Below are 17,578 nucleotides of genomic sequence, written 5' to 3'. Positions count from 1 at the left end.
ACTTTTAAATAGGTGGCTTAGTCTTAAAAGTAAACTTTCTTATTTAAACTTCTTCTTGTAATTACCAATACTATCAACTCTCATAAAAAGATCTTTTTTATTCAGAAACCTGGCTAAGGATCCTCCTGTAACTTTGTGCTTTTTAAACAATTCCGATTGCTCTCCTTTTTTGAACTCTATAGGTAATTCTTTGAAAAGTTCTAGCTTGTTTTTAGTTAAGTTATCCAAAGGGTTTGTAGAAGACAACTTGTTATAAACTCGAAGTGCATTTTCTCTAAAATACTCTACCAATATTATAGCGTTATTCAAGCTCTTATCAGATAGATTATCACTAAAAGTATTTGTTGTGGTTTGATCTATCATCTCTAAAATTAAAGCTAGCCTCCAAACATAAGTTTCTAATTTTGAATGTATTAATGTTTCTAGATCATCATGATGACACTCTTTAACTTTTTCTTTCTGCCAATTCTTATAAATCTCTATTTGGCTTTCTGATGTTTTTAAAGTTTTATTAGTTGTGCCAAATAAATCTTTGATCAGCTTATTGTAGCTTTGATATTGGCTTTCATCTATTTGTTTTCCAGTAAATATATTTGGTTTTAGATCTTCAGGATATACAAATAGGAACCGAGCCAAAAAACCATCATTCTCTCTATTGTTGGATGCCATGTCTTTTAGAACTTTAGGCTGCATTCCACCAAGAATATTTACATTAGGGTTTTCAACACGAATAGGCCCCTTAGATACCCTGTCAACAGAAATGGCATCACCATTAAAGAACTCTAAATACATTTGCTGATCACCACCTTTTTTATATTTGTCAAAACTCTTGATCCATCCTAAGAGTTCATCTCTAAAAATTAAAACACCTTTTTTATTATGTTGAAGGGTTTCTGATAGTTTTTCCGGAGTGAAGTCACTAAGAATAGTTTTATTATAGATGGGTTTCTCACCATTTTTCTCCTCAGAATTAGAATATTTCTGCATCTCAGAAATGTATTTATTAAAGCTCGTTTTATCCATTTCTGTTATGGGTTGTTTAGCAAATTTTAGAGGATGTGTCTTACCGTCTCCAGATCTTCCAATAATATTTAACCATAAAATAGGAGGGTTGTGATAGGATCCGTTAAACAATCTTACAGAACTACCAATGGCAGTTGCACAAGTAGATAAGATTCCAGCACTTAAATATTCTGGATTATACCCAACTGTTTGTTCTGCGTTTTCAATCAAATCTTGGATGGTTTTAGGGAAAACTTCTACTGGGAAGTTTTTTTGATTTGATTTTTCGTTCCTGCTTTCAAGAGAATTGTTTAAATCATTTTTATTTGCGTTTCTATGTGCTCTTTTAGCCTTTGATATTGCATGTATCATTTATTTATGTAATTTAATTTGTTTTAGGCGGTTCATACGTCGATTATTAGAATTATTTCTAGCCTTTATAATCTTAATTATATCTTTTGCTTACTTTTCTTCAGCCTCATACAATTATAGCAACAAGTAATTGACCATTCAATTAACTATTAAAGCGGTAGTATTTCTCTAGTTTTTAATTTGGTTTTTGGGTGTCATTTTATACATATAAAATAGACTAGGTTTACCTTTTAGAACTAAGACAATTTTAAAAGCTTTGATTTTTCTAAATTTCTTCTTTGCCAAATAATGTGTTAAAGAGATCTGTCTTTAGAAAAAAAATTCTTTGACCCACTTTTTTGGGTTTTAAGATGCCTTTTTTACACCAATCATTAATGCAATTAAGACTGACTCCAAAGAACTCTGAAGTTTCTTTTCTGGTAAGGTGTGGTTTTTCAAAGGATTTTAACTCTGCGATTTTGGGTTTTGTTAAAATGTCTTTAATGGCATTTTTAACTTCGCTTTTAAGTAAGGTTACAAGTTCTTTTTTTGATAATTGAATAAAGATAAGATTCGACATAAATTATTGTTTTAAATTTATAGCGAAATTACATTGTAGTTATATTAAGTATTTGTTTTATAGAATTTTAATCTTAAAAAAATCTAGATTTAAATTAGATTTTTATTTTCTAAAGTTTTGAAAGATGATATAAATTCTTTATTCGACACGATGATTTGATTATCTGAAAAATATTGGTTTAATTTTTTTAGAATTTTAATATTCTTTTTATCAGGTTTATCGTCACTATCAAAAGTTTTTAAGAAGTATTTTTCTCCTCCTTTGGATCTATAATCAGTTAAGTATTGAGTGAAAGCTTGGTTATTTATACCATATTCATTGTTAATTATCTTGCTCAGTTCTCCTCCATTCATATATTTAATACCTTTATAAAGAAATTTCTCCTCTTGAATTTCAATTTTATTTGTAGCAAGAAGTTTTGCGATAATGTAGTATTCGTACTTAGGTTTTTTGGATAAATCTTTAATTTTTTCTGTTTGCTTTCCCTTGTCTTTAATTATTTTTTTTATCTCATCAATTTTTTCATCAAGATCATTCATCTTATAGCCTGAATCTCTATAAAAAGACTTTGTTTTATCGAACCTTTTCCGATCAGTCTTTATTCTTCTACAAACATTTTTCAATTGTGCTTTCAAATCAGAGAGCTCATCAATCGATTTAATTTTGAGATCCTTTGAATTCATTTCAATAATAGGTTCTACTTCTTGATAAAGGTCAATATGTGCATTCATTTCTTTCTATTTGTTTTTAACAATCTTCTCCCTTGAAAAATGGATGTGAACTAATTTTAATAGCTTTTTGTAAAGCATCAGCTTTAATGTAGTTTAAAAATGTCTTTTCGCTAGAGTGACCGCTAATCTGCATAATGTCGACTGGATTCATACCGCTCAAATAAGCATTTGTGCAAAATGATCGACGAGCTGTGTGTGTTTTTACGAGATCAAATTTACATTTTTTTGTTGTTGTTTTTTTTCCACCAGTAGTTTTTGTTATTTTAACTTGCTCATCTATCCCAGCATTTTCACATACATCTTTTATTTTATAATTGATTTGTTGATCTGGCATTCGTTTTGGTGGTTTGTTGCCATGTTTTTTCAGAATTTCTTTAACTTCAGGACGCAGTGGTATTACTATTTTTTTAGGTGTTTTTTTGGTCTTTACCTTTAGAAATGTTTCTCCATTATGTTCGTAAATGTTTTCTTTATTGAGATAATTAAAATCTGAAACACGTAATCCTGTGTATGCACCAATTAAAAATAGATTTCTTGCTTGGTCTAATTTAGGGTGTTTGGATAAGTCTAATTTATAAATTTTGTTCAGTTCTTCCAAAGATAAATAGATGTTATCAACCTCCTCTCTAATAACTTTAAAACGTGGATTCTTAAATTCTAAATTTGTATTGATTTTTTCTAATGTTGCTGTGTTTAAGAAAAATTTAAAAGTTTGAACAAGTTTACCTATGTAATTCCTAGTTAAATTCTGTTTTTCGCACCAATCTATAAAATCGTTATAAAAATCCATATCAATATTATCGAAATCGATTTTATAAACTTCGTTATTAAATCGTTTTAGTATGTTTTCAGTAATTAAATAGTTCTTTAAAGTACCACTTGCTTTAGATTTTTTTACATCTGGGCGTTTTTGTAGAGCAGAAATAAAATCAAATAAGTTTTTTGGAATTGATTTATCATCATTACTTCCAAAGAATGTTTTAAAGTTTCTTTCGACGTATTTTTGATCAGGTTGCTTACCATTTTGGAGCAAGTTGTATTCAAAATCTTCAATTCTTCTAATTAAAGTTTTGATGAGATTATTGATTTGAGTACGGTTTTTTATATGGATTCTGTTTTTTACTTCTTGTTTCTCGCTATTCCAATCTTCAGATTTTGATTTAAAGCCTATTGCTTTTCTAATATCTACTTTTCTTCCAAACTTATATCGAATGTAAATTGAATACTCTTTACCTTTTTCAGTAGCTTTTCCGTTGTTTAATTTAAAATTTATGTTAGCCAATATATTGTTTATTTATATTGCAAATTTATTGTTTTTTATTCGAAATATTACCCACAATATTACCCACATTTTATGTTCCTATTATTTCTTATATGTTTTTGTTATTTCATTATTCTTAATGTTTTAAAGAATAACTCATGTTTTTAAGAATAACTAAAATCTAGTAAAAACATCTTTTGGTGTCCGCTAGACACCTCAAAAAAACCTCAATACGCTAATATTAGGCGAGTTGAGGTTTTATTGTTTTTGAATTTGAATGATTATTATGAGGTTAGAAGTTTTAAGCTTATTTTTTGTAAAAATTAGTTAAAAAGTAATGTTGTTTTAGGATTGGCAATTCATAAAAAATTTAGAAAAGTTGCAAAGTATTTAAAAACCGTAAAAATTTCTAAAACTGCTACAAATAAAGTAGAAAAACCAAGTTATACTTCTTAAGAATTAGATTTTTCTTAACAGAAAATAACACTTTTTTTTTCATATTTGTAAACCAGTTTATTTGGTTTACTATTTATAAATCATTAAATTATTTGTATCAAATTATTTTAATGATTTTTTTAATTTAGAAGTATGAAAATTTACCCAATAGAAACAGGTAATTTTAAGTTAGATGGTGGTGCAATGTTTGGGGTGGTTCCTAAAACCATTTGGCAAAAAACAAATCCTGCAGATGCCAATAACTTAATAGAAATGAGCATGCGTTGTATGCTTATAGAAGATGGCAATCGTTTAATTTTAATAGATACAGGTTTAGGGAATAAACAATCTGATAAATTTTTTGGGTATTATTATTTATTTGGAGATTTTTCTTTAGATACTTCATTGGCAAAATTTGGTTTTCATCGAGAAGATATTACAGATGTATTTTTAACCCATTTACATTTTGATCATTGTGGAGGTGTAATTGAATGGAATGCCAATAAAACACTTTTACAGCCTGCATTTAAAAATGCAAAAGTTTGGTCTAATGATAAACACTGGAAATGGGCCACAGAACCCAATCCAAGAGAAAAAGCATCCTTTTTAAAAGAAAATATCAACCCAATAAAAGAAAATGATCAGTTAGAGTTTATCCATAGAAATGCCATAGATCAAATTGGTTTTGATGTTTTATTTATGGATGGACATACAGAAAAACAAATGTTGCCAAAATTAACCTATCAAGATAAAACACTTATTTTTATGGCAGATTTATTACCCACTGTTGGGCACATTCCACTGCCTTATGTAATGGGCTATGATACAAGACCTTTATTAACTATTAAAGAAAAAGCCGCTTTTTTAAACGAAGCTGCAGACAATAATTATTACCTTTTTTTAGAACACGATGCACATCACGAAATTTGCACAGTAAAACATACAGAAAAAGGAGTAAGATTAGATCAAACATTCAAATTTACAGACATATTTAATTAAGACAAAGAGAGAAATGAACGAATTAAAATCAGTAATGTATACACTTGTAGCAGGCCTATTGTTTGCAAGTTGTAAATCATCAATCAACACAATTCCAGTACCAAAAGGTACAGATACCGTAATAAATATTCCTGCAAAAAAAGGAACTTTAACAGAAGACCAGTTGCAAACTTGGAGCCATATGGATGTAGAAACAGACTCTATACCTGGTATGAGTTTAGACAAAGCTTATCAATTTTTAGAAGGTAAAAACGGTACCACAGTAATTGTTGCCATTGCAGATTCTGGTACAGATATAGAACACGAAGATTTAAAAGATGTTGTTTGGACCAACCCAAAAGAAATAGCTGGTAATAATATAGATGATGATAAAAACGGTTATGCAGATGATATACATGGATGGAATTTTCTAGGAAGCAAAGATGGTACCATTGTAAATGCAGACCAATTAGAAATTACTAGAATTGTAAAAAGAGGCATGGAAAATTTTGGTGATAAAAAAGCATCAGAAATTTCTGAAAAAGATAAAGAAACCTATCAACAATATTTAAAATTAAAAGAAACTTTTGAAGCTAGGGCTGCAGAAAAAAAGACAGAAATAGAAAACTTAAAGAAAACAGCTGAAAGAATAAATCAAATAGAAAGCAATTTTAAGGATGTTAAAAAACTAGCAGGTACAAATAATTTAACGGTAGATGTTTTAAAAACCTTAAAACCATCAGACGATCTTATGGCTGCAAAAATTGCAGACGTAACAGGTCTTTTACAAAGAGGAATGACAGAAAAAGGCTTGTTAGATTATAAAAAACAATTAGTAGATTATTTAAAAACCCAAGATGGCGCAAAAAGTTACGATTTAGATTTTAACGCTCGCCAATCTTTACCAGACAATTTATATGATATTAATGATAAATTTTACGGAAATAATAACGTAATTGGTTCTAAAGATTTAGAAAGTCACGGTACACATGTATCTGGTATTGTTGCAGCAACAAGAAACAATGGCAAAGGTGTAAATGGTGTAGCAACAAATGTAAAAATTATGCCTGTTAGGGTTGTGCCAGATGGCGATGAGCATGATAAAGATGTAGCTTTAGGAATTAGATATGCCGTAGATAATGGCGCAAAAGTAATCAATACAAGTTTTGGTAAAGCTTACTCACCCAATAAAGAATGGGTTTATGATGCTATAAAATACGCAGCAAAAAATGATGTTTTAATTGTAAATGCAGCTGGTAATGATGGTAAAAATATAGATGTAGATAAAACCTATCCAAACGATTCTAAAGATTTATTAAACGAAATTACTGACAATGTTTTAACTGTGGGAGCAATGAGTTTACATTACGACGAAAAATTACCCGCAAGTTTTTCTAATTATGGCAAAATAAATGTAGATGTTTTTGCACCTGGTGTAGAGGTGTACTCTACAATGCCAAAAGATGAATATGCGCCAAATAGTGGTACTTCTATGGCTGCACCTTCTGCAGCAGGTGTTGCAGCTTTGGTTCGTTCTTATTATCCACAATTATCTGCAAGTCAGGTAAAACATATTTTAATGAACTCTGGTTTAAAAATTAATTTCGATGTTATCAAACCAGGTTCTCAATCTAGAGAAAACCCAACGGGTATAAAAGTTCCCTTTTCAGATTTATCTGTTTCAGGTAGAGTTGTAAATGCTTATAATGCTTTACTTATGGCAGATAGAATTTTGAACTCAAAAAAATAAATACTTAAAAAACAACGATTTAATTATCGTTGTTTTTTATTTTTATCACAAATTAAATCAATTTTATTCATGAAAAAATTACTTCTTTTAGGTAGTCTTATATTGTTTTTTGCAGCTTGTGCACAAACCAAAGAAGTACATACCGTAACAAATAAAACAGCACCCAAATTTACAACCTACTGGCAACAGCATATAGATTATGCTATGGATATTGATGTAGATGCAGAAAAACATCAATACAAAGGAATCCAAAAAGTAGTGTACACCAATAATTCTCCAGACGAATTAGATAAGGTGTATTATCATTTATATTTTAATGCTTTTCAACCAGGTTCTCAAATGGATGTTAGGTCTTTAAATATTAAAGATCCAGATCCAAGAGTTAGAGATAGAATTAGCAAATTAAAATCAGACGAAATTGGGTACATTAAAGTAAATTCTTTAAAACAAAATGGCGCTGCAGTTTCTTTTGAAACAGTAGGTACAATTTTAGAAGTAACTTTAAATAAACCTATAAAATCTGGCGAAAGTGTAACTTTTGATATGATTTTTGATGCACAAGTACCTTTACAAATTCGTAGATCTGGTAGAGATAGTAAAGAAGATATTGCACTTTCTATGGCTCAATGGTATCCAAAAATGGCAGAATACGATTTTGAAGGATGGCACACACCACCTTACATAGCTAGAGAATTTCATGGAGTTTGGGGTAATTTTGATGTAAAAATTTCTATTGATAGAAATTATATTGTTGGTGGTACAGGTTATTTACAAAATCCACAAGAAATTGGGCATGGTTATCAAGATAAAAGCAAGCCATTAAATGTACCTAATACAGATAAACTTACTTGGCATTTTAAAGCGCCCAATGTGCACGATTTTATGTGGGCTGCAGATCCAGAATACAAACACGACATTTATACCATGAAAAATGGTATTGATTTACACTTTTTGTACAAGAAAAACTTAGAGGAAAAATATTTAAAAAACTGGAAAGATTTACAACCAAAAACAGCAGAATTGATGCAATATTTTTCTAAAAATGTTGGTCAATATCCTTACAAACAATACTCTGTAATACAAGGTGGAGATGGAGGTATGGAGTATGCAATGTCTACATTAATTACAGGAAAAAGAAATTTTGGTAGTTTATTTGGGGTTACAGCGCACGAAATGGCGCACACTTGGTTTCAGTTTTTGTTAGCAACTAATGAAAGTAAACATTCTTGGATGGATGAAGGTTTTACAAGTTATATTTCTGCTAAAGCATCTGCAGCAATAGTAAATAAAGGCGATAAAAACCCAAATGCTGGACCCTACAGAGGATACAATTACATGGTAAACTCTGGAACTGAAGAGGTGTTAACAACACATTCTGATAGATTTAATACAAACAGAGGCTATAGTTTTGCAGCTTACGGAAAAGGAAGCATGTTTTTAGCTCAATTAGAATATATTATTGGAGCAGAAAATACAGCAAAAGGGCTTAAAAAATATTTTGCAGATTTTAGTTTTAAACATCCAACACCAAATGATGTAAAACGTTCTATGGAAAAGATTTCTGGAATCCAATTAGATTGGTATTTAAACGAATGGACACAAACTTTACACACCATAGATTATGGAATCAAGTCTGTTGATGATAAAATAATAACTTTAGAAAGAATTGGGCAAATGCCAATGCCAATAGATTTAGAGGTTACGTATACAGATGGTTCTAAAGAGAATTTCAATATTCCTTTAAGAATGATGAGAGGACACAAACCAACTTCTGCAACCATTATTAAAGATTGGGGTTGGGCATATCCAACCTATACTTTTACAACTTCTAAAACAGTAAAAGCAGTAGAAATTGATAAAAGTAAATTAATGGCAGATGTTAATTTAGATAACAACGTATTTGGTAAAAATTAGCAACTTAATTATAGATACAAAAAAAAGCGAAGATACTAAACTTCGCTTTTTTTATTTCTTAAAAAGTTTAATGAATAAACTCCTCTAATCTTTCATTAGGTATAAAGCCTTTGAGCATTAATAAAAAACCAAAAACAATTAAAATAACACCCATTATTTTTTTTACTTTATAAATTACAAAAGGGGTCATTTTATTTTTTAATTGCTTTGCAAGTATAATTTTTACAATGTCTGTTGTAAAATATCCAAGTATAATGACGCCAAAATATGAAAAAATAGCATTTTGATTCATGTTTAAAGTCGGCCCAATTACTAAAATTGTGCCTAGCCAAAATGCCAAAACTCCAATATTTATAAAGTTTAAAAAAAAGCCTTTAAAAAAAAGTTTTAAATAGTTGTTTCTTATAGGGACGTTTACAATTTTAGAAGTTTCTATAGCTTCCTTTTTGTTAGATTTATCTAGGTAAGTAATTAATCCGTAAATAATTAAAGCTAACCCACCTAAAAAAAACAACCTAGGATCGTCTTTTATTTTTTCTAATAAAGACCTACTTCCATAATAAGCAATTAAAATAAAAGAAATATCGCCTAAAATAACACCTATATCAAAAGCAATTGCAGCTCTTGCACCTTTTAAAATGCTGGTTTGTATCAGCATAAAAAAAACAGGTCCTATCATAAAAGCCATGAAAAAACCTATTAGAAAAGCATTTTTAAAGTCGTAAAAATCCATATTTAACAAAAATACGGAATTTTACACATCATCAAAATCAATTTTTAATTTAGCAGTGGTTGGATGTGCTTGACAAGTTAACACAAAACCATCTTTAACTTCGCCATCAGTTAAAATAGAATTCTTAGTCATTACTGCATTACCTTCTGTAACTTTAGCTAAACAAGAACTACAAACTCCGCCTTGACAAGAGTAAGGTGGGTCTAATTCGTTTCGTAAACTTGCTGCCAAAACATTGTCTGTTTGAGACATAGTAAAGGTAGTTTCTTCATCATCTAATATGACAGTTATTTCTGTGGTACCTTCTTTAATTTCAGAAACTGCGTTTTCATCTTCTGTAACTGTAAATAATTCAAAATGAATATTTTCATCAGAAAAACCAGCTTCTTTTAAAGTATTAGAAACTGTTTGTATCATTTCTTCTGGACCACATAAAAAAGCAGCATCAAAAGCAATGTCTTTGTATTTATTTTTGATAAAAAAGTTGGTAAAAGCAGTGTCTATTCTACCAAATAACATGTTTTCTTGACGTTCTCTACTACAAACAAATTCTAAATTAAAGTTATCGTATTTAGTATCTAAAGCCAATAATTCATCATAAAAAATAGTATCTGCAATAGATTTATTACCATATACCAATGTAAAAGTAGCTGTTGGTTGGTTTTCTAAAACCGTTTTTACCATAGATAAAATAGGTGTAATACCAGAACCAGCTGCAAAAGCAATATAGTTTTTGTTGGCTTTTGGTTTTAGTTGAAATCTACCTTCTGGAGCAGAAATTTCTATAGCATCTCCTACTTTTAAATTAGAAGTTGCATAAACAGAAAATGTTCCGTTTTCTACAGCTTTTACAGCTACTCTAATTTCGCCACTTTGTGGTGTAGAACAAATAGAGTAAGCTCTTCTAATTTCTTGGTTATTAATTTTTGTTTGTAGAGTTATGTATTGGCCTGCAGTAAAATTAAAATCTGATTTTAGATTTTCAGGAATGTTAAAAACAACAGAAACCGCATTTGCGGTTTCTGTTTTTATTTCTTGTATGGTTACGTTTTGAAATGTTGCCATTTTATATTTTTTGTTTTTGTAAATTTTTAGATTTCTCGGCTTTATTGCAATTTCTAAACTGGAGAGAAATCTTAAAAATTAAACTAAATTTTTCTCAATTAAATACTCTGCAATTTGCACAGTATTTGTTGCAGCACCTTTTCTAAGGTTGTCAGCAACTATCCACAAATTTAAGGTATTTTCTTGAGATTCGTCACGTCTAATTCGCCCTACAAACACCTCATCTTTATTGTGAGCATTTACAGGCATAGGGTACACGTTATTTGCTAAATCATCTTCTACAATAACTCCAGAAGTTTTATTTAAAATCTGACGTACTTTGGCCAGATCAAAATCATTTTCGAACTGTACATTTACAGCTTCAGAATGCCCGCCAGCTGTAGGAATACGAACTGCAGTTGCGGTTACCGAAAAAGAATCGTCGCGTAAAATTTTCTTTGGTTCTTTTACCAATTTCATTTCTTCTTTGGTGTAGCCATTTTCTAAGAAAATATCGCAATGAGGTAAAGCGTTTCTACCAATTTTATGTGGATAAGCCATTTCGCCATCAATACCAGCTTCTTCATTATCTAATTGCTGTACTGCTTTTACACCTGTTCCAGAAACAGATTGATAAGTAGAAATTACCACACGTTTCATTTTGTATTTTGTATGTAAAGGCGCTAAAGCCATTACTAACTGAATTGTAGAACAGTTTGGATTCGCAATAATTTTATCTTCGGCAGTTAAAACATCTCCATTAATTTCTGGCACTACCAATTTTTTGGTTGGATCCATTCTCCAAGCAGAAGAATTATCTATAACAGTGGTACCTACTGCTGCAAATTTTGGGGCCCATTCTAAAGAAGTATCTCCACCAGCAGAAAATAATGCCACATCTGGTTGCATTTTTACTGCATCTTCTAAGGTAACAACAGTATAGTTGTTTCCTTTATAAGATAATTTTTTACCTGCAGATCTTTCTGAAGCTACAGGAATTAATTCTGTAATTGGTAAATTACGTTCTTCTAAAACTTTTAACATTACTGTGCCAACCATTCCAGTTGCGCCAACTACTGCTATTTTCATCAGTTTAAATTTTTTTATTGATGTTGCAAAGATGCTAACAAAATTAATGCTAACCTTTTTTTTATTAAATATTTACCAAAATAATTTGTAATGTTTAAATTTTAACAAATTGATATAATTTATAAATTAAAAACCTTTTTTAGAGGTTGAATCTGGTTTCTAATATTTAACTACATTTGCAAAAATTATTTATTCATAACAACCTGAATCTAGTTCAGCTTAAAAAAAGGTATAGCATGCAACTGTACAATAAATTAAGCGCAAAAGAACGCGCTGCATTAATAGATAAGGCTGGTAAAGACCGTCTTACAATTTCTTTTTATCAATACCATAAGATAGAAAACCCACAATTATTACGAGATAAACTTTTTCTAGAATGGAATGCTTTAGATGTCTTAGGTAGAATTTATGTTTCTTACGAAGGTATTAATGCGCAACTATCCGTTCCATCAGAAAATATGCTTGCGTTAAAAAAGCAATTAGACAACATTGCTTTTTTAAAAAATATTCGTTTAAATATTGCTGTAGAGCAAGATAACAAGTCGTTTTTAAAACTTAAAGTAAAAGTTAGAAACAAAATTGTGGCAGATGGTTTAAATGATGATACGTTTAATGTAACCAATAAAGGAGTACATTTAAACGCAAAAGAGTTTAACGAAATGTTGGCAAATCCTGATACTGTTTGTGTAGATATGCGCAATCATTATGAGAGTGAAATTGGGCATTTTGATGGAGCTATAACTCCAGATGTAGATACTTTTAGAGATTCTTTAGATATTATAGAAGAAGATTTAAAAGACAACAAAGAAGATAAAAATTTATTGATGTATTGTACTGGCGGAATTCGTTGCGAAAAAGCATCAGCATACTACAAACATAAAGGCTTTAAAAATGTGTTTCAGTTAGAAGGTGGTATTATAGAATACACACGTCAAGTAAATGTAGAAGGCATAGAAAATAAATTTATTGGTAAAAATTTTGTATTTGATCACAGAAGAGCAGAAAAAATTACAGACGATATAATTTCCAATTGTCATCAGTGCGGAAAACCCTGTGATACACATACCAATTGTGCTAATGAAGCCTGTCATTTATTATTTATACAGTGTGATGAATGCTCAGAAAAAATGGAAAATACTTGCTCTACAGATTGCCAAGAAATTATTCATTTACCTTTTGAAGAGCAAAAACAGCTCAGAAAAGGGAAAGGAAATAGCAACAAAATCTTTAAAAAAGGTAGAAGTGAAGTCCTAAAGTTCAAGAAGTAAATTTTATGAGACCTCATTTTTGAGGTCTTTTTTTTATCAAAAAATTAAATTTTATGGGTCAATCAAATTTTATATCTTTACTCGTTAAGCAATAAAAGTGAATTTTATTGTAACTATTTAGTAATCAATTTAAATAAAAGTTTGTGGTGTTCGTTATTTAGTTATGTATGTAAGCTTATTATAAAAGTTTGCAAACAACTAAAAATTAACAACTAAAAACTAACAATATATATGGCATGTGGAAGTTGTGGTACAACAGAAAATGGAGTACCAAGAGGATGTAAAAGTAATGGTAATTGTGGCACAGGAACTTGTGGAAGCGGTAGTAATAAACTAGCCGTTTTTGATTGGTTGTCTAACATGACCTTACCTAGCGGGCAAGAGCGTTTTAATATTTTTGAAGTCCGTTTTAAAAACGGAAGAAAACATTTTTATAAAAATGTAGATAATTTACCCATAACAATGGGAGATATTGTGGCTGTAGAAGGAAATCCTGGGCACGATATTGGTACAGTTTCTTTGGCAGGAGAATTGGTAAAAGTGCAAATGAAAAAACGCAAAATTACCGAAGATAGTGAAGATGTAAAGAAAATTTACCGAAAAGCAAGCCAAAGAGATATTGATGTTTGGCAACAAGCAAGAGCTAAAGAAGAAGAAACCCAAAGAAGAGGAAGAGAAATTTTAGGACGTTTAGGTTTGCAAATGAAATTGTCTGATGTAGAATATCAAGGAGATGGTAATAAGGCTACTTTTTACTACACAGCAGAATCTAGGGTAGATTTTAGACAGTTGATTAGAGATTTGGCAAGCGCATTTTCTATTCGTGTAGAAATGAAACAAGTGGGTGCCAGACAAGAAGCAGCACGTTTAGGTGGTGTAGGTTCTTGTGGTAGAGAGCTGTGTTGTTCTACCTGGTTAACAGACTTTAGAAAAGTAACAACATCTGCAGCACGTTATCAGCAATTATCTTTAAATCCCTTAAAATTAGCAGGGCAATGTGGTAAATTAAAATGTTGTTTAAATTTTGAGTTAGACACCTATTTAGATGCCTTAAAATCCTTTCCTAAACAAGATGTTGTTTTAAAAACAGAAAAAGGAGAGGCTGTTTTTGTAAAGATGGATATTTTTAAAAATCACCTTTGGTATACCTACAAAGAAGAGCGTTTTAAATGGTTTCGTTTAACTTTAGAACAGGTTTTAGAAATTATAGAACTTAATAAAAACAACAAAAAGTCTGCAACGCTAGAAGAATACGAATCTGATGTGGTAATTCCAGAAAAGGTAGATTTTGAAGATGCAGTTGGGCAAGATAGTTTAACACGTTTTGATGCTCCAAAAACAAGTAAACGTAGAAGAAATAATAGAAATAGAAAAAAGAAAAAACCTGTAGGAGCTGATGCTACAAAAGTAGCGCCAAAAACAAATACGAAGAGAAAACCTCAGGCAAAACAACAAAATAAAAATAATCCAAATCCTAGAAAACAAAACAATACTAAAAACAAGCCAACAGGCGAAATAACAAAAACAAATCAACCAAGAAGAAAGAATAACAGAAATCGTGCAAATAACAATCCAAAAAATGGAAACGATTCAGAAAAATAAACTTTTTTGTTTACTTTTTGTGTTGTGCACAATGTACATTTCCTGTAATGATAAAGTAGAATTTAGTCAATATAAAACCCTTAAAGATAGTTCTTGGAAAGCATCAAAGAAAATAAGTTTTAATTTTAATATTACAGATACGCTATCGCCCAAAAACTTATTTATAAACATACGCAATAATAGTGCTTACGAGTTTAGTAATTTATACTTAATAACGGTTTTAAAATTTCCAGATAGCACAAAAGTTGTAGATACTTTACAATATAAAATGGCAGATGAAAAAGGTGCTTATTTAGGAAGCGGTTTTTCTGAAATTAAAGAAAATAAACTATTTTATAAGGAACGTAAAGTTTTTCCAAAATCGGGTAGTTATGCTGTAGAGATTTTTCAAGCTATGAGAAAAAACGGAGAAATAGAACCACTAAATAATTTAAAAGGCATACAAGATGTGGGTTTTAGTATCGAAAAAATCGAATAAAACATACATAGAAAATATCAATATATAAAAGCTCAACACCATGTTGAGAACAATTTTTTATCATGAAAAAAAAAGAAAAAACAAGCTATAAAAAATATGTAAAATGGTTTTGGGGAATTATTTTAGGCGGTTTTGGAATTATCTTACTACTTTTCTTTATTGCCTCAGTAGGTGGTTTTGGTGCTTTACCAACTTTTGAAGAATTAGAAAACCCACAAACTAACTTAGCTACAGAAGTAATTTCTATAGATGGTAAAACCATTGGTAAATACGCTAAAGAAAACAGAACGCCTATACACTTTAAAGAGTTGCCAACAAACTTAGTAAATGCTTTGGTTGCTACAGAAGACGAGCGTTTTTACGAACATTCTGGTATCGATTTTAGAGGTACTGTAAGAGCTGTTTTAAAACCAGGTAGTGGTGGTGCAAGTACTATTACGCAGCAATTAGCTAAAAATTTATTTACCAAAAGAGCATCTAGTAATATTTTTAAAAGAGTATTACAAAAATCAAAAGAGTGGATTGTTGCCATTAAATTAGAACGCCAATACACAAAGCAAGAAATTATTGCTATGTATTTAAATACGCAAGGCTTTTTATTTAATGCCTCTGGTATACGCTCTGCAGCAAGAATTTATTTTGGTAAAGAAGCCAAAGATTTAGATGTGCAAGAAGCGGCTATTTTAGTTGGAATGTTAAAAAACCCCAGACAATACAATCCTAATAGAGAAATTTCTAAAGGAAAATCGTTGATAAGAAGAAACGTGGTTTTTGCACAAATGTACAAGAATGAATTTTTATCAAAAAAAGAAAAAGATTCTTTACAAAAATTACCCTTAAAAATTAACTTTACTCCAGAAAGCCATAGTGATGGTTATGCTACTTATTTTAGAGGTCATCTACAAAAAGTAATGCGTAAGTGGGTAGAAAGGCATCCAAAACCTAATGGAGAAGAATATGATATTTTTAGAGATGGTTTAAAAATATACGTAACCTTAGATTCTAGAATGCAACAATATGCAGAAGAAGCTGTAAATGAACATTTGGCCAACTTGCAAAAATTCTTTTTTAAAGAACAAAAGAAAAACAAAACAGCGCCTTTTTACGACATCGAAAAAAGTCAAATTAAAGGTATTTTAGAAAGGGCCAAAAGAAATTCAGACAGATACAAACGTTTAAAAAACGCAGGAAAATCTAAAAAATACATAGACCAAGTATTTAACAAGAAAACAGCAATGCGAGTGTTTTCTTACAAAGGAGATTTAGATACCATCATGTCTCCAAACGATTCAATTAAATATTATAAATTCTTTTTACGTTCAGGTTTACTATCTATAGAGCCACAAACAGGTCATATAAAAGCTTGGGTAGGTGGTGTAAATTACAAACATTTTAAATATGATGCTGTAAAGCAACAAAAAAGGCAAGTAGGCTCTACCTTTAAACCTTTTGTGTATGCAACAGCTATCAATCAGTTAAAAATGTCTCCTTGTGATCAGTTTCCAAATGTACCTTACACCATACCACAAGGAAAATATGGTATCCCAGAAGAATGGATGCCTAAAAATTCTAATGAAAAATATGGAGGTATGTTAACTTTAAAACAAGGTTTAGCAAGTTCTGTAAACACGATGTCTGCAAGATTAATAGATATGGTTTCTCCAGCAAATGTTGTACGTTTGGCAAAAGCTGCCGGTATAGAAAGTGAGATTAAAGCTATACCATCTATCGCTTTAGGTGCTGTAGATTTATCTTTACTAGAAATGGTAAGTGCTTATGCTACGTTTGCCAATAGTGGTTTGCGTGTAAGCCCAATGATTATTACTAGAATAGAAGACAAAAACGGAACAGTTTTAGAACAATTTACACCAAAAACTCAAGAGGTTTTAAGTGAAGAATCTGCTTATGTAATTATCGATTTATTAAAAGGAGTTACACAGTCTGGTTCTGGTGTTAGATTACGTTCTCCTTACACTACCTTTCCAAAAATAGTTACGGGTTTTCCTTATAATTTTGAAAACGAAATTGCAGGAAAAACAGGTACAACACAAAATCAGTCAGATGGTTGGTTTATGGGAATTGTGCCTAATTTGGCAACAGGAGTTTGGACAGGTGGAGAGGATAGATCAACCCATTTCACTGGAATTGGTTATGGACAAGGAGCAACCATGTCTTTACCTTCTTGGGCTTTATTTATGAAAAAATGTTATGCAGATAAAAGCTTAAACATTAGTAAAGAAGATTTTGAAAGACCAGAAGATTTAAGTATCAAAGTAGATTGTGATGAAAAAACAGATGAAGAAGAGAAAGACAAAATAGATACAATTCCAGAAGAAGATACAGATTTTTAATACCATTCATC

At 30.4% G+C, this 17,578-nt stretch carries 14 protein-coding genes; 7 read left to right on the top strand and 7 right to left on the bottom strand.

Annotated elements, in window-relative coordinates; all coding sequences use genetic code 11:
• Positions 1-39: 39 nt before the first annotated feature.
• The 4 genes from Q0662_RS00925 to Q0662_RS00910 all read right to left on the bottom strand — a co-directional run bounded on the left by Q0662_RS00925 (position 40) and on the right by Q0662_RS00910 (position 3,946).
• The gene (locus Q0662_RS00925; protein WP_298946137.1) at positions 40-1,374 is read right to left on the bottom strand and encodes a DUF3987 domain-containing protein; all 1,335 of its coding nucleotides are present in this window, start codon (positions 1,372-1,374) and stop codon (positions 40-42) included.
• Between the two features lie 265 nt (positions 1,375-1,639).
• Complete coding sequence (locus tag Q0662_RS00920) at positions 1,640-1,933, bottom strand: helix-turn-helix domain-containing protein (RefSeq protein ID WP_298946135.1); 294 nt, start codon at positions 1,931-1,933, stop codon at positions 1,640-1,642.
• Positions 1,934-2,022: 89 nt separating this feature from the next.
• Positions 2,023-2,664: a hypothetical protein gene (locus Q0662_RS00915; RefSeq protein WP_298946133.1), complete on the bottom strand. Its 642-nt coding sequence runs from the start codon at positions 2,662-2,664 to the stop codon at positions 2,023-2,025.
• A gap of 16 nt (positions 2,665-2,680) precedes the next feature.
• Positions 2,681-3,946 carry a phage integrase SAM-like domain-containing protein gene (locus tag Q0662_RS00910; RefSeq protein WP_298946132.1) on the bottom strand — a complete coding sequence of 422 codons (1,266 nt, stop codon included), beginning with the start codon at positions 3,944-3,946 and terminating at the stop codon, positions 2,681-2,683.
• A gap of 567 nt (positions 3,947-4,513) precedes the next feature.
• Here Q0662_RS00910 and Q0662_RS00905 point away from each other — a divergent pair.
• From Q0662_RS00905 to Q0662_RS00895, 3 genes are all read left to right on the top strand, one after another.
• Complete coding sequence (locus tag Q0662_RS00905) at positions 4,514-5,359, top strand: MBL fold metallo-hydrolase (RefSeq protein ID WP_298946130.1); 846 nt, start codon at positions 4,514-4,516, stop codon at positions 5,357-5,359.
• Between the two features lie 13 nt (positions 5,360-5,372).
• Positions 5,373-7,088, top strand: coding sequence for a S8 family peptidase (locus Q0662_RS00900; RefSeq protein ID WP_298946128.1), 1,716 nt, complete (start codon positions 5,373-5,375; stop codon positions 7,086-7,088).
• Between the two features lie 69 nt (positions 7,089-7,157).
• On the top strand, positions 7,158-9,002 hold the full coding sequence (locus Q0662_RS00895) for a M1 family metallopeptidase (RefSeq protein WP_298946126.1): 1,845 nt from the start codon (positions 7,158-7,160) through the stop codon (positions 9,000-9,002).
• 67 nt (positions 9,003-9,069) lie between these two features.
• Here the strand turns inward: Q0662_RS00895 and Q0662_RS00890 are convergent, their stop codons facing one another.
• From Q0662_RS00890 to Q0662_RS00880, 3 genes are all read right to left on the bottom strand, one after another.
• A complete protein-coding gene (locus Q0662_RS00890) occupies positions 9,070-9,735 on the bottom strand; it encodes a LysE family transporter (protein ID WP_298946124.1) in 666 nt (221 codons plus the stop codon).
• Between the two features lie 21 nt (positions 9,736-9,756).
• Positions 9,757-10,800: a ferredoxin--NADP reductase gene (locus Q0662_RS00885; RefSeq protein ID WP_298946121.1), complete on the bottom strand. Its 1,044-nt coding sequence runs from the start codon at positions 10,798-10,800 to the stop codon at positions 9,757-9,759.
• A 78-nt stretch (positions 10,801-10,878) separates the two neighbouring features.
• Complete coding sequence (locus Q0662_RS00880) at positions 10,879-11,868, bottom strand: aspartate-semialdehyde dehydrogenase (RefSeq protein WP_298946119.1); 990 nt, start codon at positions 11,866-11,868, stop codon at positions 10,879-10,881.
• Positions 11,869-12,104: 236 nt separating this feature from the next.
• On the opposite strand from Q0662_RS00880, the gene Q0662_RS00875 reads away from it, so the two are divergent.
• The 4 genes from Q0662_RS00875 (at position 12,105) to Q0662_RS00860 (ending at position 17,567) form a co-directional block, all read left to right on the top strand.
• A complete protein-coding gene (locus Q0662_RS00875) occupies positions 12,105-13,136 on the top strand; it encodes a rhodanese-related sulfurtransferase (RefSeq protein ID WP_298946117.1) in 1,032 nt (343 codons plus the stop codon).
• 231 nt (positions 13,137-13,367) lie between these two features.
• The gene (locus Q0662_RS00870) at positions 13,368-14,738 is read left to right on the top strand and encodes a regulatory iron-sulfur-containing complex subunit RicT (protein ID WP_298946115.1); all 1,371 of its coding nucleotides are present in this window, start codon (positions 13,368-13,370) and stop codon (positions 14,736-14,738) included.
• Complete coding sequence (locus Q0662_RS00865) at positions 14,716-15,216, top strand: gliding motility lipoprotein GldH (protein ID WP_298946113.1); 501 nt, start codon at positions 14,716-14,718, stop codon at positions 15,214-15,216. Before Q0662_RS00870 ends, Q0662_RS00865 begins: the two co-directional genes overlap by 23 nt.
• Positions 15,217-15,278: 62 nt before the next feature.
• Positions 15,279-17,567, top strand: a complete 2,289-nt coding sequence (locus Q0662_RS00860) for a transglycosylase domain-containing protein (protein WP_298946111.1) — start codon at positions 15,279-15,281, stop codon at positions 17,565-17,567.
• Positions 17,568-17,578: the final 11 nt, after the last annotated feature.

Source organism: uncultured Polaribacter sp., assembly GCF_947503855.1.
GTDB lineage: Bacteria > Bacteroidota > Bacteroidia > Flavobacteriales > Flavobacteriaceae > Polaribacter.
Note: the sequence above shows the minus strand (reverse complement) of the source record. Positions and strands in the feature narration are given on the sequence as shown.